At 66.8% G+C, this 17,247-nt stretch carries 15 protein-coding genes and 1 tRNA gene; 12 read left to right on the forward strand and 4 right to left on the reverse strand.

The genetic code is table 11. The features are described from left to right. On the reverse strand, positions 1–856 hold an 856-nt coding region (locus OA56_RS09405), incomplete at its 3' end, for an ABC transporter ATP-binding protein (protein WP_461584909.1). A 68-nt stretch (positions 857–924) separates the two neighbouring features. On the opposite strand from OA56_RS09405, the gene OA56_RS09410 reads away from it, so the two are divergent. After that, positions 925–2,649 (forward strand): ABC transporter permease, encoded by a 1,725-nt coding sequence (locus OA56_RS09410; RefSeq protein WP_461584911.1) that lies wholly within the window; start codon positions 925–927, stop codon positions 2,647–2,649. Here the strand turns inward: OA56_RS09410 and OA56_RS09415 are convergent. After that, a complete protein-coding gene (locus OA56_RS09415; RefSeq protein WP_461584913.1) occupies positions 2,564–3,589 on the reverse strand; it encodes a Fe(3+) ABC transporter substrate-binding protein in 1,026 nt (341 codons plus the stop codon). The two genes, OA56_RS09410 and OA56_RS09415, sit on opposite strands and share 86 nt — an antisense overlap. A gap of 168 nt (positions 3,590–3,757) precedes the next feature. Between OA56_RS09415 and leuS the strand changes: the two genes are divergently transcribed. The 6 genes from leuS to OA56_RS09445 all read left to right on the forward strand — a co-directional run bounded on the left by leuS (position 3,758) and on the right by OA56_RS09445 (position 10,534). Next, positions 3,758–6,370, forward strand: a complete 2,613-nt coding sequence (gene leuS / locus OA56_RS09420; RefSeq protein WP_461584915.1) for a leucine--tRNA ligase — start codon at positions 3,758–3,760, stop codon at positions 6,368–6,370. 10 nt (positions 6,371–6,380) lie between these two features. Further along, the gene (locus OA56_RS09425; RefSeq protein ID WP_461584917.1) at positions 6,381–6,899 is read left to right on the forward strand and encodes an LPS-assembly lipoprotein LptE; all 519 of its coding nucleotides are present in this window, start codon (positions 6,381–6,383) and stop codon (positions 6,897–6,899) included. Beyond that, positions 6,896–7,921: a DNA polymerase III subunit delta gene (gene holA / locus OA56_RS09430; protein ID WP_461584919.1), complete on the forward strand. Its 1,026-nt coding sequence runs from the start codon at positions 6,896–6,898 to the stop codon at positions 7,919–7,921. Before OA56_RS09425 ends, holA begins: the two co-directional genes overlap by 4 nt. A 25-nt stretch (positions 7,922–7,946) precedes the next feature. Beyond that, positions 7,947–9,227, forward strand: a complete 1,281-nt coding sequence (locus OA56_RS09435; protein WP_461584921.1) for a glutamate-5-semialdehyde dehydrogenase — start codon at positions 7,947–7,949, stop codon at positions 9,225–9,227. Beyond that, positions 9,191–10,141: a site-specific tyrosine recombinase XerD gene (xerD, locus tag OA56_RS09440; RefSeq protein ID WP_461584923.1), complete on the forward strand. Its 951-nt coding sequence runs from the start codon at positions 9,191–9,193 to the stop codon at positions 10,139–10,141. Before OA56_RS09435 ends, xerD begins: the two co-directional genes overlap by 37 nt. Before the next feature lie 69 nt (positions 10,142–10,210). Next, positions 10,211–10,534 carry an H-NS histone family protein gene (locus OA56_RS09445; RefSeq protein ID WP_072247973.1) on the forward strand — a complete coding sequence of 108 codons (324 nt, stop codon included), beginning with the start codon at positions 10,211–10,213 and terminating at the stop codon, positions 10,532–10,534. Positions 10,535–10,588: 54 nt separating this feature from the next. On the opposite strand, the gene OA56_RS09450 is transcribed toward OA56_RS09445, so the two are convergent. Beyond that, positions 10,589–10,945 (reverse strand): dihydroneopterin aldolase, encoded by a 357-nt coding sequence (locus OA56_RS09450; RefSeq protein ID WP_055424021.1) that lies wholly within the window; start codon positions 10,943–10,945, stop codon positions 10,589–10,591. Positions 10,946–11,025: 80 nt separating this feature from the next. Here OA56_RS09450 and plsY point away from each other — a divergent pair, with 80 nt between their 5' ends. Next, positions 11,026–11,649: a glycerol-3-phosphate 1-O-acyltransferase PlsY gene (plsY, locus tag OA56_RS09455; RefSeq protein WP_461584926.1), complete on the forward strand. Its 624-nt coding sequence runs from the start codon at positions 11,026–11,028 to the stop codon at positions 11,647–11,649. On the opposite strand, the gene tsaD is transcribed toward plsY, so the two are convergent. Beyond that, positions 11,640–12,659: a tRNA (adenosine(37)-N6)-threonylcarbamoyltransferase complex transferase subunit TsaD gene (gene tsaD, locus OA56_RS09460; protein ID WP_141056536.1), complete on the reverse strand. Its 1,020-nt coding sequence runs from the start codon at positions 12,657–12,659 to the stop codon at positions 11,640–11,642. The two genes, plsY and tsaD, sit on opposite strands and share 10 nt — an antisense overlap. A gap of 129 nt (positions 12,660–12,788) precedes the next feature. Here tsaD and rpsU point away from each other — a divergent pair, with 129 nt between their 5' ends. The 4 genes from rpsU to OA56_RS09480 all read left to right on the forward strand — a co-directional run bounded on the left by rpsU (position 12,789) and on the right by OA56_RS09480 (position 17,243). After that, a complete protein-coding gene (gene rpsU / locus OA56_RS09465; RefSeq protein ID WP_141056537.1) occupies positions 12,789–13,001 on the forward strand; it encodes a 30S ribosomal protein S21 in 213 nt (70 codons plus the stop codon). Positions 13,002–13,133: 132 nt separating this feature from the next. Beyond that, a complete protein-coding gene (gene dnaG, locus OA56_RS09470) occupies positions 13,134–14,963 on the forward strand; it encodes a DNA primase (protein ID WP_461584929.1) in 1,830 nt (609 codons plus the stop codon). Between the two features lie 106 nt (positions 14,964–15,069). Then, positions 15,070–17,106: an RNA polymerase sigma factor RpoD gene (rpoD, locus tag OA56_RS09475; protein WP_461584931.1), complete on the forward strand. Its 2,037-nt coding sequence runs from the start codon at positions 15,070–15,072 to the stop codon at positions 17,104–17,106. A 64-nt stretch (positions 17,107–17,170) separates the two neighbouring features. Next, positions 17,171–17,243, forward strand: a tRNA-Ile gene (locus tag OA56_RS09480). Positions 17,244–17,247: the final 4 nt, after the last annotated feature.

The following is a 17,247-nucleotide window of genomic DNA, read 5'->3' on the forward strand; positions in this document are numbered from 1 at the left end:
CGTCTTCCGGCCGCAGCAGCACTTCCACGTTGCCCTGCCCCGCCGTGGCCTCTCCTTCGCCGGCGAAGCGCACCGGCAGGCGACCCAGGGCGGTCTCGACCTCCCCTTCCCCCGCAAGGCGCCCGCGCAGGAAAACCCCCTCGCCGACGAACTGCGCGGCGTGGCGCGTGGCCGGCGTACGATAGAGCGCCTCGGGGCTGCCCCACTGCTCGATGCGCCCTTCGTGCATCAGGCCGACGGCGTCGGCCATGGCGAAGGCCTCGTGCTGGTCGTGGGTCACCACCAGCGCCGTCATGCCGCGCTCGCGCAACAACGCCCGCACCTCGTGCGCCAGGCGCGCGCGCAGCGCCTCGTCGAGGCTGGAGAAAGGTTCGTCGAGCAACAGCAGCGCCGGCTGCGGCGCCAGCGCCCGGGCAAGCGCCGCCCGCTGTTGCTGCCCGCCCGAGAGCTGATGCGGCCAGGCATTGGCCCAGGCGCTCAAGCCCACCACCTCCAGCATCTCCGCCACCCGCCGCGCCCGCTCGCGCCGGTCCAGCCCCTGCAGGCCGAAAGCGACGTTCTGGGCGATGGTGAGGTGCGGAAAGAGGGCGTGATCCTGGAACACCATGCCGATGCGGCGTCGCTGCGGTGGCACCACCAGGCCCGGACGGGTCACGGGCCGGCCATCGAGGAAAATGTCGCCGCGCTGGGGCGCTTCGAACCCGGCCACGCAGCGCAGCACCGTCGTCTTGCCGCAGCCGCTGGCGCCGAGCAGCACCCCAATCGTGCCTGCCGGCAAAGACAGCGACAAATCACGCACCACGGGGTGCGCGCCGTAGGCGTGATGCAAGCCGCGAATTTCCAGAGCCGCCGACACCTTCATCCTTCCTCGCTTAAAATAGATCGATTCTCATTATAATGTAGGATTCGATGTATGGGACGATCATGCGCCGGTCCTTCTCTTTCCTGACTCTGCTCGCCACCCTTTTGGCCCTGCTCGCGGTGGTGCCGCTGGCGAGCGTGCTCGCGCAGCTGCTGCAGCCGAGCACGGGCGAGATCTGGGCTCATCTCCTGCGCACCGTCTTGCCCGAATACCTCGCCAACACCGGCTGGATCGCGCTGGGCGTGGCGCTGGGCACGGTGGCCGTGGGCGTGAGCTGCGCCTGGCTTACCGCCGCGCACGAGTTTCCCGGGCGGCGCCTGCTGGAGTGGGCGCTGATCCTGCCGTTCGCCATGCCGGCCTACGTGATGGCCTACGCCTACACCGATTTTTTGCAGGTGAGCGGTGCGCTGCAAAGCGCGCTGCGCGAGCTCACCGGCTGGGACGTACGGGAGTACTGGTTTCCGCCCATCCGCTCGCTGGGCGGCGCCGTGGCCATCCTCGTGCTCGCGCTCTACCCTTACGTTTACCTGCTCACGCGCACGGCATTCCTCGAGCGAAGCGCCGCCATGCACGAAGCCGCCCGTACCCTCGGGGCCTCTCCCTGGCGCACTTTTTGGCGGGTGAGCCTGCCGCTCGCCCGTCCAGCGATCGCCGCCGGCACGGCGCTTGCGCTCATGGAGGCGCTCGCCGACTACGGCACCGTGGCCTATTTCGGCATTCCGACCTTCACCACGGGCATTTTTCGCACCTGGTATTCCCTGGGAGACCGGGTGGCGGCGGCCCAGCTTGCCGCGATGCTCGTGGGTTTCGTGCTGGTCTTGCTGTGGCTGGAACAGACCAGCCGGCGGCGGGCAAAGTTCGACGGCGGCAGGCATCACGCCGCTGCGCCGCGCACGCGGCTTGCCGGCTGGCGCGCGGCGCTGGCCACCTGCGTGTGCGCCCTGCCGGCGATACTGGGCTTCCTGCTGCCGGCCGTGCTGCTGCTGACGATGAGCCTGCGCGAGCCCTTGGCGGCCATCGATCCGCGGTTCTGGCGTGCCGCCGGCAACAGCCTGCTGCTTGCTGGCCTAACGGCGCTGCTCGCCGTTGCCCTGGCGCTTCTTTTCGCCTACCACGCGCGGCTCAATCCATCACCGCTCGCGCGGCTGCTCAACCGGCTCGTGGGGCTGGGCTACGCCCTGCCGGGCGTGGTCATCGCCGTGGGCGTGCTGCTGCCCGCGGCTGCGCTCGACAACCTGCTCGCCGCCCAGCTGCGCGCGCTCTTCGGCTGGTCGGTGGGTTTGCTCATCACCGGCAGCATCGCCGGCCTCGTCTATGCCTATCTCGTGCGTTTTCTCGCCACGGCGCTGCACACGGTGGAAGCGGGTCTCGCGAAGATCCGCCCGGCGCTGGACGAGGCCGCCCGCACGCTGGGCAGCGGCCCCTGGCGCACCCTCGCGCACATCCACGCGCCACTTCTGACGAAAAGCCTGCTCACCGCCGCCCTGCTCGTGTTCGTCGACGTGATGAAGGAGCTGCCGGCCACGCTGGTGATGCGCCCTTTCAATTTCGACACGCTCGCCACCCGGGTCCATACGCTCGCGGCCGACGAGCGGCTGGCCGAGCTGGGGCTGCCGGCGCTCACCCTCGTGCTCGTCGCGCTCGGGCCCGTGCTGCTGCTCGCGCGCCAGATCGCCCGGCACGGCCGGGCCGACCGCCGCCTCAGCGCCAGCCTACCTCGTCGAAGATCTTCTGCGCCAGCGGCTGGTTCTTGCCCAGCACCGCCACCGGCAGGGGATCGATCTTGAATTTGCCCAGCGAGGCGAGCACGCGGTTGCGATAGGCCACCCCGGGTACCGTGGGCCATTCGTTGTTACCCACCGCGAAATAGCCCTGCGCCTCGTCGCTCGCCAGATACTCGAGGAAGCGGATCGCGGCCTCCTTGTGCGGCGCGGTGCGTACCACCCCAGCTCCGGAAACGTTCACGTGGGTACCGTTGCCGTCCTGGTCGGGCCACACCAGCCCCACTTTGCGCACGAGGTTCATGTCCTCGGGCTTGTCGGAGGCAAGCAAGCGCGCGTAATAGTAATGATTGACCAGCGCCACGTCGCACTCGCCAGCGGCCACCGCCTTGATCTGGTCGGTGTCGGAACCCTGCGGCGGGCGGGCCATGTTGTCCTTCACGCCCTGCGCCCAGGCGCGCGCCTTCTCCTCCCCCCAGTGCTCGATGAGCGCCGCGAGCAGCGAGAGGTTATAGACGTTGCCCGAAGAGCGCACGCACACGCGCCCTTTCCATTTGGGATCGGCCAGATCGGCGTAGTTCTTAATCTCGTCGCGCGAGGTGGCCGCCTTGTTGTAGACAATGACGCGCGCACGATAGGAGAACCCGAACCACTTCCCTTCCGGATGGCGGAAATGCGCCGGGATGCGCGCTTCCAGCTGCTCCGAGCGCACGGGCGCGAACAGCCCCATCTGCTCGGCGCGCCACAGCCGCCCGGCATCGACCGTGATGAGCACGTCGGCCGGGCTGTTCTCCCCCTCGGCGCGGATGCGCTCGATGAGCGGGTCTTCCTGCCCCTCGACCAGATTCACCTTGATGCCGGTGGCGGCGGTGAAATTCTCGTAGAGGCGGGTGTCGGTGGGATAGTGGCGCGTCGAATAGACGTTGACCACCGATTCTTCGGCCCGCAGCCCCGGGGCGAAGAGCATCGCCGTCAGCACCGCCATCGTCGTGAGCGTTTTTTTCATGCGTCCTCCGTGAGTGCATAGTTGGAATGATAATTAATATCTTTTCGATTATACACAAAGAACGACGTCCGCAAGCCCTGCCCTCCCCTGCGGCTCACGGCGCTTTTGCCCCGACCCCGCCAAACCGGCTATACTTTCCCTTTCGTTCGCGCCATCCACCATCCCATCATGCAAGAAAAATACGATCCGCTGGCCGTCGAGCGTGCCGCTCAGCACTACTGGGACGAACGCCAGAGCTTCAAGGCGGTCGAAGACCCCTCACGTCCAAAGTACTACTGTCTGTCCATGTTCCCCTACCCCTCGGGGAAACTGCACATGGGGCACGTGCGCAACTACTCCATCGGCGACGTGCTCGCCCGTTACCACCGCATGCGTGGCTACAACGTGCTCCAGCCCATGGGTTGGGACGCCTTCGGCATGCCGGCCGAAAATGCCGCCATCCAGAACGGCATTCCCCCGGCGCAGTGGACCTACAGCAACATCGCCTACATGAAGCGCCAGCTGCAGCGGTTGGGTTTCGGCATCGACTGGTCGCGCGAATTCGCCACCTGCCGGCCCGAGTACTACCGCTGGGAGCAGTGGGTCTTCCGCCGCCTGTATGAAAAGGGGCTCATCTACCGCAAGCTCGGGCTGGTGAACTGGGATCCGGTCGATCAGACGGTGCTCGCCAACGAGCAGGTGATCGACGGGCGCGGCTGGCGCTCCGGGGCGCTGGTGGAGAAGCGCGAGATCCCCATGTACTACATGCGCATCACCGCCTACGCCGACGAGCTGCTCGACGCCCTGAACGACCTTCCCGGCTGGCCCGAGCAGGTCAAGCGCATGCAGGCCAACTGGATCGGGCGCTCGGAAGGCGCCGAGGTCGTCTTCCCCTACGATGAAGCGAGCGTCGGCCAGGCAGGAAGCCTGCGCGTCTTCACCACCCGCGTCGACACCCTCTATGGCGCCACCTACGTGGCCGTGGCCGCCGAACATCCGCTAGCGCTCGCCGCCGCCCAGCGCGACCCCGAATTGGCCGCCTTCATCGAAGAGTGCCGGCGCGGGGCCGTGGCCGAGGCCGAGATCGCCACGATGGAGAAGAAAGGCCGCCCCACCGGCTTCTACGTGCTGCACCCCCTCACCGGGGAAAAACTCCCCGTGTGGGTGGCCAACTACGTGCTGATGGGCTACGGCGAGGGCGCGGTGATGGCCGTGCCGGCCCACGACGAGCGTGACTTCGCCTTCGCCCAGAAGTACGGCCTGCCGATCAAGCAGGTAATCCGTCCGGCGGGGAAAGACCTCGACGTCGACCCGCAGGGCCCCTGGCGTGAAGACTACGCCGAGCTCGGCCTCCTCGTCGCCTCCGGCCCCTACACCGGCATGCGCTCGGAAGAAGCCAAGGAAGCGATCACCGCGGCGCTCGCCGAAAAAGGGCTCGGCGCCAAACGCGTGCAGTACCGCCTGCGCGACTGGGGCATCTCGCGCCAGCGCTACTGGGGCTGCCCCATCCCCATCGTGCACTGCGACGATTGCGGCGACGTGCCGGTGCCCGACGAACAGCTGCCGGTGGTGCTGCCAGAGCACGTCGCCCTCACCGGCCGCGGCTCGCCGCTCGCGCAGATGCCCGAATTCTACGAGACCACCTGTCCGCGCTGCGGCAAGCCCGCCCGGCGCGAAACCGACACGATGGACACCTTCGTCGAGTCGAGCTGGTACTTCCTGCGCTTTTGCTGCGCCGACAACCACCAAGCCATGCTCGATGAGCGGGTCCAATACTGGATGCCGGTCGATCAGTACATCGGCGGCATCGAGCACGCCATCCTGCACCTGCTCTATTCCCGCTTCTTCACCCGGGCGCTGCGCGACCTGGGCCTCGTCGGCTTCTCCGAACCCTTCACGCGACTCCTCACCCAAGGGATGGTGGTGGCCGAGACCTACTACCGCCTCACGGCCGAGGGCAGGAAAGAGTGGATCAACCCGGCCGACGTGCTCGTCGAGCGCGACCCCAAAGGGCGCATCGTCGCCGCCCGGCTCAAGACCGACGGCCAGCCGGTGCACATCGGTGGCATCGAAAAGATGTCGAAGTCCAAGAACAACGGTGTCGATCCGCAAGCGCTCATCGACCGCTACGGCGCCGACACGGCGCGCTTCTTCATCATCTTCGCCGCGCCGCCCGAAGCGCAGCTCGAATGGTCCGACTCCGGCGTCGAAGGGGCGCACCGCTTCCTGCGCCGCGTCTGGGCCTTCGGCCACAAGTACCGCCGTGAGCTGCAGCCGCTGCTTCCCTCGGCCCCCGCCGTGGGCGCGCTTCCCGCCTCCTTGGCTGCCGCCCGCTGCGAGCTGCACACCATCCTGCAGCAGGCCAACCACGACATGGGCAAACAGCAGCTCAATACCGTCGCCTCGGCCACGATGAAGATGCTCAACGTCCTCGAACGCCTGCCCGAGGCCGAGCCGGCTGCTCGAGCGCGACTCGCCGAAGAAGGGCTCTCCCTCCTGCTGCGCGTGCTCGCCCCCATCGCACCGCACCTCGTGCACGTGCTGTGGCGCGAATGCGGCTTCGGCGAAGACGTGCTCGACGCCCCCTGGCCCGAACCGGATCCGGCGGCGTTGCAGCGCAGCGAAGTCGAGCTCGTGCTGCAGGTGAACGGCAAGACCCGCGGCAAGATCGTGGTGCCGGCCGAAGCCGACCAAGCGGCGATCGAAGCGGCGGCGCTGCAGGCAGCAGCGCATCACCTCGAAGGACGCACGCCCAAGCGCGTCGTCGTCGTCCCCGGTCGCCTCGTCAATCTCGTGGTGTGAGGAAATCCCGATGGCCGAGCCTTCGCTTCGTTCCGTCTCCCGGCGCCGCCTGCTGCTCGCCGCCGCAGGATTGACGCTCGCCGGCTGCGGCTTTCGGCCTCGTGGCATGGCCGGGCTCGGCGCGCCCACGGTGCAGATCAACAACGTCCCGCGCACCAGCCAGCTGGGGCGGGCGATCGCCCGGCGCCTTGCCGGCAGCGAAACGCGCTGGGTCGAGCCGCCCGAAGCAGCCGAGCTGCGCCTCGACATCCTCTCCTACCGCGAAGAGCGCGACATCCTCTCGCTCACTCCCGACGGCAAGGTGCGGGAATACCTGATCCGGGCGTCCCTGCGTTTCCGCGTGCTCGACAAGGAAGGGCAGGAGCTCCTCCCCGCTACCGAGCTCAGCGCCGAGCGCGACTACAGCTACGACGACAATCTGATCACTGCACGGGAAAAAGAGGAGATGCTCCTCTACGACGACATGCGCCAGCAGCTCGTCGACCAGATGTTCCTCATGATCGGCCGCACGATCGCCAGCCGTAAATGAAGCTGCCCCTCGCGCGACTTGCCCGCCACCTCGAACGCCAAACGCTGGAGCCCGTGTGGGCGGTCTACGGCGACGAGCCGCTGCTCGTGCTGGAAGCCGCCGACGCCATCCGCGCCCGCGCCCGTGCGCTCGGTTTCGAAGAGCGGCTCGTCTTCGTCGCCGAGGCCAATTTCTCCTGGGAACGACTCAGCCAGGAAGCCGACAGCCGCTCGCTCTTTGCCGCTCGCCGCCTCCTCGAACTGCGGCTGCCGCAAGGCAAGCCCGGCACGGAAGGTTCCTCCTGGCTCGCCGAACGGGCAAAGGCTCCGTTGCCCGAGACGATCCTCCTCATCACACTCGGTGCGCTCGACTGGCAGGCACGCAAAAGTTCCTGGTTCGCCACCCTCGAGCAACACGCCGTGGTCGTGGAGGCAAACACCCCGCCGCGCGAACAACTTCCCCAGTGGTGGCGCGAGCGCCTCGCCCGCCAGGGGCAGAGCGCCTCGCCCGAACTGCTGCGCCTGCTCGCCGAACGCACGGAAGGCAATCTCCTCGCCGCGCGTCAGGAGCTGGAGAAGCTCGCCCTGCTCTTCCCCGAGGGACCGCTGCCGGAAGCAGAAGTGCGCGCCGTCGTCTTCGACCTCGCCCGCTACGACCCCGAGGCACTGCGCCAGGCCGTGCTCGAAGGCGACGCGCTGCGCGCCCTGCGCCTGCTGCGCACCCTCATGGCAGAGGGCTGCGCCGCCCCGCTCATCGTCTGGGCGATCGCTTCGGCCCTGCGCCTCATCGCCCTCGCCCAGGAAGCGCTCGCACGCGGCGCGCCGCTCGAAGCCTTCTTTCGCCAGGAACGCGTCTTCCGCCCCGAAGAAAAACGTACCATCGAACACAGCGCCCGCAGGCTCCCGCCCTTGCGCACCGCGCTCATCGTCTGCGCCCGGCTCGACCGCATCGCCAAGGGCGCCGAGACCGGTGACTTCGCCCTGGAAGCCGAGCGACTCCTCCTCTCCCTGAGCGCGGCCCCGCCCCGCGGCCGCGCTGCCTGATCCCATCCGACTGTCGGAGCACACCATGACGGAACTCGACCGCTACCTCGCCGACCTCGGCCGCGCCGCCCGCCAGGCCGCGCGCGCCATGGCCAAAGCCTCGACTCAGGCGAAGAACGCCGCCCTCCTTGCCGCGGCCGAAACGCTGCGGCGCCAGCGCGACGACGTGCTCGCCGCCAACGCCGCCGATCTCGCCGCCGCCCGCGAGGCGGGACTCTCCCCCGCGCTCATCGACCGCCTCACCCTGAGCGAGAAAGGGCTGGAGACGATGGCCAAAGGCGTGGCCCAGGTCGCGGCGCTGCCCGATCCCGTGGGCGAGATCGACGAAGTCAAGCGCCGCCCCAGCGGCATCCAGGTCGGCAAGATGCGCGTGCCCCTGGGCGTGATCGGCATCATCTACGAAGCGCGCCCCAACGTCACGGCCGATGCCGCCGCCCTATGCCTCAAAACCGGCAACGCCGCCATCCTGCGCGGCGGCAAGGAAGCCCTGCAGAGCAACCAGGCGATCGCCCGCTGCATCCGCGCCGGGCTCGAAGCCGCCGGACTGCCGCTTGCCGCGGTGCAGCTCGTCCAGACCACCGAACGCGCGCTCGTCCCCCGGCTCGTCGCCTCGCCCGAAGTGGTCGACGTCATCGTCCCGCGCGGCGGCAAGGGGTTGATCGAAGCGGTGATGCAAGACGCCCGCGTGCCGGTCATCAAGCACCTCGACGGCAACTGCCACGTCTACGTGCACGCCGCCGCCGACCCGGCCAAGGTGCTCCCCATCGTCGAAAACGCCAAGACGCACCGCTACGGCGTGTGCAACGCCGCCGAGACGCTGCTGATCGACGAAGCGGTGGCCGAGCGCCATCTCCCCGAGATCGGACGCATGTTCGCCGGGCACGGCGTCGAAATGCGCTGCTGCCCGCGCGCGCTCACCCTGCTGCAGCGCCACGGCCTGCCCGCGGCGCTCCTCAAAGCCGCCACCGAGGAAGACTGGCGCGAAGAATACCTCGCCCCCATCATCGCCATCCGCGTCGTTGCCGACCTCGACGAAGCGATCGAGCACATCGAACGCTACGGTTCGCATCACACCGACGCCATCCTCACCGAAGACTACGCCGCCGCGATGCGCTTCCTGCGCGAAGTCGACTCCGCCTCGGTGATGGTCAATGCCTCCACGCGCTTCGCCGACGGTTTCGAATACGGGCTCGGCGCCGAGATCGGCATTTCCACCGACAAGATCCACGCCCGCGGCCCGGTCGGGCTCGAAGGGCTCACCAGCCAGAAATGGATCGTGCTCGGCCAAGGCGAGATCCGGCGCTGAACGAGACGGCCGAGCCGCTCGCGCCGGCGCTGGAAGCCTCGCTCGACGCCTTCGTGCAGACTCTTTGGCTCGAAGAAGGGCTCGCGCCGGCCACCCTCGACGCCTACCGCAGCGACCTCAGCCAGTTTTTCCTCTGGGCCCAGCGCGCCGGGCTCGACCCGCGCGCCGCGGGCAGCGCCGAGCTCCTCTCCTATCTCGCCGACTTCAGCCGCCGCAACAAGGCCACCAGCCAGCGGCGGCTGCTCGCGAGCTGGCGGCGCTACTACCGCTGGCTGCTACGCGAAGGCGCCATCGCCCGCGACCCCACCGCCACCCTGCAGCCGCCGCTGCTGCCGCCGCGTCGCCCCAAGACGCTCACCGAAACGGACGTAGAGCGCCTGCTTGCCGCCCCCGACGTCACCACGCCGCTCGGGCTTCGCGACAAAGCCATGCTCGAAGTGCTCTACGCCACGGGACTGCGCGTGAGCGAACTCGTGGGCTTGCAGACGCACCAGATCGAGCGCAACGAAGGCTGGCTGCGCGTGCTCGGCAAAGGCAACAAAGAGCGGCTCGTTCCTCTGGGTGAAGAAGCCGCCTCCTGGCTCGAACGCTATTGGCAGGAAGCGCGCCCCGTGCTTCTCAATGGAAAGCGGGAAGAGACCCTTTTCCTCAACCGCCACGGCCAAGCCATGACGCGGCAACGCTGCTGGCAGATCATCAAGGAACATGCGCTTCGCTGCGGCATTGCCCCAGAACGCCTCTCCCCCCATACCCTGCGCCACGCCTTTGCCACCCATTTGCTCGATCACGGCGCCGACCTTCGCGCCGTGCAATTGCTCCTGGGGCACGCCGATATTTCCACCACCCAAATCTATACCCACATCGCCCGAGCCCGTCTGGAAGCCCTTTATCGCCAGCATCATCCCAGAGCATGAAAAGAGCCCTTTCCAAGAACGAAATATTGGCTATAATAGCGGCTTCATCCACTCCATTTGAAAAACATCATGGATCTCACCTCGCTCACGATCGAAGAACTCGAACAGCTCAAGAAAGACATCGACCACGAATTCGAACGGCGCCGCCGCGAAGCCCGGGCCCAATTCAAAGCCCGAGTCACCCAGCTCGCCAAAGAAATGGGCATCTCGCTGGACGAAGCCCTGGGGCTTCTGAAAGGAGAAAAAAAGGAACGGGATTCCGGCAAAAAACCGCCCAAATACCGCCACCCCGAAAATCCCAACATCACCTGGAACGGCCACGGCCGCGCGCCCAAATGGTTCACCGAGTGGACCAATTCCGGCCGTTCCGCCGAAGAACTCGAAATCAAATGATCGCCTGAAGCGCTCGATCCGCCGGCTCCCGCCGGCGGTTTTTCTTTCTGCTTTTCACCCCACATCCCGCCTCCGTTCCAAGAGGATTCCCACGTTCTTCACCTCCGGGCGCACGCCAATCTTGGCGATCTTCACGCGTACCCAGGAAGCGTCGAATTCGGCAAAAAGCATCCCAACCAGATGCTCCCCCAGCCGCTCGAGCAAACGGAAATGCCGTCCGGCAAGCTCCTCCTTCACCCGGTCGATCACGCGGGCGTAATCGATCGTCGTCGCCAACTCATCGCCTCGCCCGGCCTCGGGCGGAATGCCCAGACTCAAGTCGATCGTCAAGGACTGCGGCGCCACCTGCTCGCGCGCATATACCCCCACCCGCGCCTCTACCCGCAGCCCCTCGATGAAGATACTGTCCATCTTTCCTTCCTTCTTCGCCGTTGCAACGCCCCCGTCAAAGCTGGGGTAAACTAAGATACTTTCCTCCGGATCATCGCACGATGCCCAAGATCCTGCTTCTCGTCCTGATGGGCTACGCGATCGGCTCGATTCCCTTCGCCATCCTCGCAAGCCGCCTCTTTCGCCTGCCCGATCCGCGCTCCTACGGCTCGGGCAACCCCGGCGCCACCAACGTGCTGCGCAGCGGCCACAAGGCCGCGGCGCTCTTCACGCTCGCAGGCGACGCCGCCAAAGGCTGGTTCGCCGTCTGGCTCGTGCATCGGCTGGGCGCGGACGTCACGGTCGCCGCGCTCGCCGGGCTCGCCGCCTTCCTCGGGCACGTCTACAGCCTCTTCCTGCGCTTTCGCGGCGGCAAGGGCGTCGCCACGGCGCTGGGCGTCCTCGCCGGCCTGCAGCCGGCACTCGCGCTTGCCGTGGCCGGCATCTGGCTCGTCGTCGCCTTCGTCACCCGCTACTCGTCGCTCGCCGCCCTCACTGCCGCTGCCGGGGCCCCTTTCCTCGCCCTGCTGCTCGGCCTACCCCGTGAAGTCATCCTCGTCATCGCTGCCATGTCGGCCGTCCTCTTCTGGCGACACCGACGCAACATCCGCCAGCTGCTCAACGGCACCGAACCCAAATTCGGCCGCGGACGGCCCCAACGCAAGCCCCCGGCCGATCACCCCTGACGAAGCCCCTCCAGCGCCCAGCGCGGACGCACCTCGATGCGACGGTCCCATTTCACCTCTGCCCCCGCTTCCAGCCGCAGCGCCGCCGCAAAAGCGATCATCGCCCCGTTGTCGGTGCATAGCGCCACGTCCGGATAGAACACCGCAAACCCCTGTTTCGCGCCGGCCTCGGCCAGCATTTCGCGCAGACGGCGATTCGCCCCGACCCCGCCGGCCACGACCACGCGCCTCAAACCCGCCGCGCGCACGGCCGCCACCGTCTTCGTCACCAGCACCTCCACCACCGCCTCCTGGAAAGCAGCCGCCAGATCCGCCGCATACTCCGCTCGCCAGTCGGGCGAACCCACTTTCAGCGCCACTGCGGTCTTCAGGCCGCTGAAGCTGAAGTCCAGCGTCGGCGCATGCAGCAAGGGGCGCGGCAAGGCAAAGCGCGTGGGATCTCCCCGTTCGGCGAGCGCCGCCAACGCCGGCCCGCCCGGATAGCCCAGACCCAACAGCTTCGCCGTCTTGTCGAACGCCTCTCCGGCCGCATCGTCGATTGTCTCGCCCAGCAGGCGGTAATCCCCCACCGCCTCGACGGCCATCAACTGCGTATGCCCGCCCGAGACGAGCAAGGCGAGAAACGGGAACTCCGGCCGCGGCTCGGTCAGAAGCGGCGAGAGCAGATGCCCTTCGAGATGGTGCACCGGCAACGTCGGCTTGTTCAGGGCCAATGCCAGGCTCTCCGCGAAACTCGCCCCCACCAGCAGGGCCCCCGCCAATCCTGGCCCGGCCGTATAGGCGATCACGTCGAGCTCCGTCCAATCCATGCGCCCATCGGCCATCACCTCGCGCACCAGCGCCGGCAAGCGCCGCACGTGATCCCGCGACGCCAATTCCGGCACGACGCCCCCGTAGGTCGCATGCATCTGCGCCTGCGTATGCAGGCGATGCGCGAGCAAGCCTCGCTCCGTCTCATAGAGCGCCACGCCCGTTTCGTCGCATGAAGATTCGATCCCGAGAATACGCACGCCACGTCCTTGCGCAAAAACGGAAATTGTACCTTCGGGCGTCTCGAATGACCAAAACCGCCTTGCCAGCCATCTGCTCAACCTCTATAATGCGAGTTTTCGTATCATCCATTCGAATCGAGGATCGAGATGCCCGGTATCCGCGTCAAAGAAAACGAACCCGTTGAAGTCGCCGTGCGCCGCTTCAAGCGCACGGTCGAAAAAGCTGGTGTCCTCACCGAGCTGCGCAAACGCGAGTTCTATGAAAAGCCCACCGCCGAGCGCAAGCGCAAGCGCGCCGCCGCGATCAAGCGCTATCAAAAGCGCCTGCGCAGCCAAATGTTGCCGCCCAAGATGTATTGATGGAATTCAGGCTGGGGCGGCGCTGCGCGTCAGCCCCTGTTTCGCCTCTGCTGCCGTGACCCGCTCCCTCGTCCGGCACCGTCCTCATCCAAGAACGCCGATCGCCCGACGTCTGACGTTGGTCGTCCGGCCATGATCCCGCGCGACTTCATCGACGAGCTGCTCGCCCGCGTCGACCTGGTCGACGTCGTCGGCAAGCGCCTCAAGCTCAAGAAATCCGGCGCCAACTACTTCGCCTGCTGCCCCTTCCACGGCGAAAAAACGCCCTCCTTCTCCGTCTCGCCCGCCCGGCAGTTCTACCACTGCTTCGGCTGCGGCGCGCACGGCACCGCCATCACCTTCCTCATGGAATACGAAGGGCTGGGCTTCGTCGAGGCGGTGGAAGCACTCGCTGCCGAAACGGGAATGCAGGTGCCGCGCGCCCAAGGCACACTCTCCGCCGCCGAAGCCGCACAGCAAAAAAGCGAGCGCCAGCTCCTGCTGGAAGCGCACGCCAAAGCGGCCGACTTCTACCGCCGCAGCCTCGAGCGCAGCCCCAAAGCCCGCGCCTACCTCGAACAGCGTGGCATCCTTCCCGCCACCGCCGAGCGTTTCGGCCTGGGCTACGCCCCGCCCGAATGGCAGGCGCTCTCTGCCGTCTTCCCCCACTACGGCGAGCCGCTGCTCGAAAAAGCCGGCCTCGTCATCGCCAACCCCGACAGCGGCAAACGCTACGACCGATTCCGCGACCGGCTCATCTTTCCCATTCACGACCGACAGGGGAAGATCATCGCCTTCGGCGGGCGCAGCCTCGACGGCGGCGAACCGAAGTACCTCAACTCCCCCGAGACCCCCCTCTTCGAGAAAGGCCGCACGCTCTACGGCCTGGCGCTCGCACGCGACGGGATCCGCGAGGCGGGCTTTGCCCTGGTCACCGAAGGCTACGTCGACGTCATCATGCTCGCCCAGCACGGCCTCACCAACGCCGTCGCGGCGCTGGGCACCGCCACCACCGGCGAGCACGTGCGCACGCTGCTCGCACTCACCGACCACGTCGTCTTCTGTTTCGATGGCGACGAAGCCGGCCGCCGCGCCGCCTGGCGCGCCCTGGAAAACTCCCTCGAAGCGCTCAAGGACGACAGCCGCCTGCGTTTCGTCTTCCTCCCTCCCGAACACGACCCCGACAGCTTCGTGCGCGCGAACGGCGCCGACGCCTTCCGTGCCCTCATCGCCGACGCGGCCAAACCGCTCACCACGTACCTCTTCGACGAACTCACGCGGGACGAAGACCTGCACACCGCCGAAGGACGCGCCCGGCTCGCCCACCTCGCCAAGCCGCTGATCGCCAAAATCCGCGCCCCCATGCTGCGTCTGCAGCTAGAAAAGGAACTTGCCGATCGCACCGGGCTCGCCATCGAAACCCTGCACGAGTGGATTCCGCCCGCAGAAGCCGCCCCCCCTTCCTCGCCCCGGGCGGCACCGCCGCGCCGCGCCCGCCCGCCCGCCCGCTGCGCCCCTCTGCCGCTCGCCGCGCTGCTGCTGCGGCTACTCATCGCCCATCCGCTGCTCGCCGCCCGGCTCCCGGTCGAACTCCTGCCGCTCGACGAGCCCGAACCCGAATGGCGCGCCTGCGCCGCGCTCATCGACGCCATCGAAGTCGGCACGCTCGATGCGCGCGCCACCCCCGCCATCCTCGTCGAGCACTTCCGCAGCAGCGAGCATGGCGAAGCATTCTCCCGCCACGCCGCGGCGCTCCTCGAAGAAACGCACTCCTGGGAAGACGCCGAATCCACCCTGAACGACGTCGTACACACCCTGCGCCGCCGCCGCCTCGAGCGCGAGATCGATTCCCTCATCGCCCTCGGCCGCCAGCGCAAGCTCACGCCAGAGGAAACCCTGCGCATCGGCGAACTTTTGCGCGAGAAAGCCCGTCTCACCCCCGTCGGCACCTTGGGTACGCTTCCCGCTCCCCAACCTCCCTAGAAGCGACGCCGGGTGTCGAATCTGCTATAACAAAAAAAGCAAGCCGCCCGATGTGCGGCGAGTCGTTTATAATCGTTGGTTTTTCCGGGAAAAACACGCTGCTGCCATGGCTCAAACTCCCAAGAATTCCCTCAAGCGCAAATCCTCCAAGCGCGCCAATCCCAAGGCCGAGAGCGCCTTCATCGAAGCGGTGGCCGCCAATCATTCTCCGGCCGACGCCGAAAAGCGCCGCACCCAGATCAAAGCGCTCATCGCGCTGGGCAAGGAACGCGGCTACCTTACCTACGCCGAGATCAACGACCATCTGCCCGACGACATCGTCGACTCCGAGCAGATCGAAGGCATCATCACCACCTTCAACAACCTCGGCATCCAGGTCTTCGAAGAAGCCCCCGCGCCCGAAGAGCTGCTCATGGCCGAAGCCCCTGCCGTGGGCGGTGCGGATGACGACATCGAAGAAGAAGCCGAGCAGGCGCTCTCCTCGGTCGACTCCGAATTCGGCCGCACCACCGACCCCGTGCGCATGTACATGCGCGAAATGGGCTCTGTCGAGCTGCTCACGCGCGAAGGCGAGATCGAGATCGCCAAACGCATCGAAGAAGGCCTGAAGAACATGGTGCAGGCCATCGCCGCCTGCCCGCTCACCATCGCGCACATGATCGAGACCATCGGCAAGATCGAGCGCGACGAAATCCGCATCGACGAAGTCGTCGACGGCCTCATCGACCATGAAGATCTCGCGCCGCTTGCCGAAGAAGACAACGAAGCCGAAGCGGCCGCGACCGACGTCGACCTCGATGCCCTCGCAGAAGACGAAGCGGAAGTCGACGAAGAAGCCGCCGAAGACGCTGAAACCGAAGCCCAAGGGGATCTGGACGACGAAAGCGACGAAGACCGCGCCGCCCGCATCCAGGCCGCCAACCTCGCCGAGCTCAAACGCGGCGCCATGCAGCACTTCGAGCGCATGCGCAGCCTCTACGCCGAGCTCGACCGCGCGCTCGAAGCCTACGGCAGCGAAGATCCGCGCTACACCGCGCTGCGCGACCAGATCGCCGGCGAACTGCTGCACATCCGCTTCACCGCCCGCTACATCGAACAACTGTGCGACGTCATCCGTAGCATGATCGAACAGGTGCGCCAGCACGAACGGGCGGTCTCGAAGCTGTGCACCGAGATCGGCACCATGCCGCGGGACTACTTCATCAAGGTCTTCCCCGAGCACGAAACCGACCTCGACTGGATCACCCGCGAGATCGAAGCCGGCAAACCCTGGTCCGAGTCGATGGTCAAAATCTACCCTTCCGTACTCGAAGAGCAGAACCGCATCCGCGAGATCGAACAGCGCGCCCGCATTCCGCTCAAGGAACTCAAGGACATCAACAAACGCATGTCCATGGGCGAAGCCAAGATGCGCGCCGCCAAGCGCGAGATGATCGAAGCCAACCTGCGCCTCGTCATCTCGATCGCCAAGAAATACACCAACCGCGGCCTGCAGTTCCTCGACCTCATCCAGGAAGGCAACATCGGCCTGATGAAAGCCGTCGACAAATTCGAATACCGCCGTGGCTACAAATTCTCCACCTACGCCACCTGGTGGATCCGGCAGGCCATCACCCGCTCGATCGCCGATCAGGCCCGCACCATCCGCATCCCGGTGCACATGATCGAGACCATCAACAAGATGAACCGCATCAGCCGCCAGATCCTGCAGGAGACGGGCGAAGAGCCCGACGCCGCCGAACTCGCGCGCCGCACGGAGATGCCCGAAGAAAAGATCCGCAAGATCCGCAAGATCGCCAAGGAACCGATCTCCATGGAGACGCCCATCGGCGACGACGAGGATTCGCATCTGGGCGAATTCATCGAGGACACCTCCGTGCTCGCCCCGGTCGATGCCGCGCTCATCGCCGACCTGCGCGAAGCCACGCGCGAAGTGCTCGAAACGCTCAACCCGCGCGAAGCCAAGGTGCTGCGCATGCGCTTCGGCATCGAGATGAACACCGACCACACCCTCGAAGAAGTCGGGCGGCAATTCGACGTCACCCGCGAGCGCATCCGCCAGATCGAAGCCAAAGCCCTGCGCAAACTGCGCCACCCCACCCGCTCCGAGCGCCTGCGCAGCTTCCTCGACAACGAAGTCTGAAGCCTCTCACCGCCTCGGCCCCGCCCTCTGGGCGGGGCTTTTTCATGCGATAATCTTCGCTGCTGGGCCCATAGCTCAACGGTTAGAGCAGCGGACTCATAATCCGTTGGTTGCTGGTTCGAATCCAGCTGGGCCCATCAA

This window comes from Tepidiphilus sp. HLB4, from assembly GCF_054823945.1.

Excerpts from the sequence above, each read along its gene's own strand:
- holA (WP_461584919.1), top strand. The coding sequence starts at position 6,896 with ATGAAGCTGCCCCTCGCGCGACTTGCCCGCCACCTCGAACGCCAAACG.
- plsY (WP_461584926.1), top strand. The coding sequence starts at position 11,026 with ATGCCCAAGATCCTGCTTCTCGTCCTGATGGGCTACGCGATCGGCTCG.
- rpsU (WP_141056537.1), top strand. The coding sequence starts at position 12,789 with ATGCCCGGTATCCGCGTCAAAGAAAACGAACCCGTTGAAGTCGCCGTG.
- OA56_RS09425 (WP_461584917.1), top strand. The coding sequence starts at position 6,381 with ATGGCCGAGCCTTCGCTTCGTTCCGTCTCCCGGCGCCGCCTGCTGCTC.
- OA56_RS09410 (WP_461584911.1), top strand. The coding sequence starts at position 925 with ATGCGCCGGTCCTTCTCTTTCCTGACTCTGCTCGCCACCCTTTTGGCC.
- OA56_RS09415 (WP_461584913.1), bottom strand. The coding sequence starts at position 3,589 with ATGAAAAAAACGCTCACGACGATGGCGGTGCTGACGGCGATGCTCTTC.
- leuS (WP_461584915.1), top strand. The coding sequence starts at position 3,758 with ATGCAAGAAAAATACGATCCGCTGGCCGTCGAGCGTGCCGCTCAGCAC.
- OA56_RS09435 (WP_461584921.1), top strand. The coding sequence starts at position 7,947 with ATGACGGAACTCGACCGCTACCTCGCCGACCTCGGCCGCGCCGCCCGC.
- OA56_RS09450 (WP_055424021.1), bottom strand. The coding sequence starts at position 10,945 with ATGGACAGTATCTTCATCGAGGGGCTGCGGGTAGAGGCGCGGGTGGGG.
- xerD (WP_461584923.1), top strand. The coding sequence starts at position 9,191 with ATGGATCGTGCTCGGCCAAGGCGAGATCCGGCGCTGAACGAGACGGCC.
- dnaG (WP_461584929.1), top strand. The coding sequence starts at position 13,134 with ATGATCCCGCGCGACTTCATCGACGAGCTGCTCGCCCGCGTCGACCTG.
- rpoD (WP_461584931.1), top strand. The coding sequence starts at position 15,070 with ATGGCTCAAACTCCCAAGAATTCCCTCAAGCGCAAATCCTCCAAGCGC.
- OA56_RS09445 (WP_072247973.1), top strand. The coding sequence starts at position 10,211 with ATGGATCTCACCTCGCTCACGATCGAAGAACTCGAACAGCTCAAGAAA.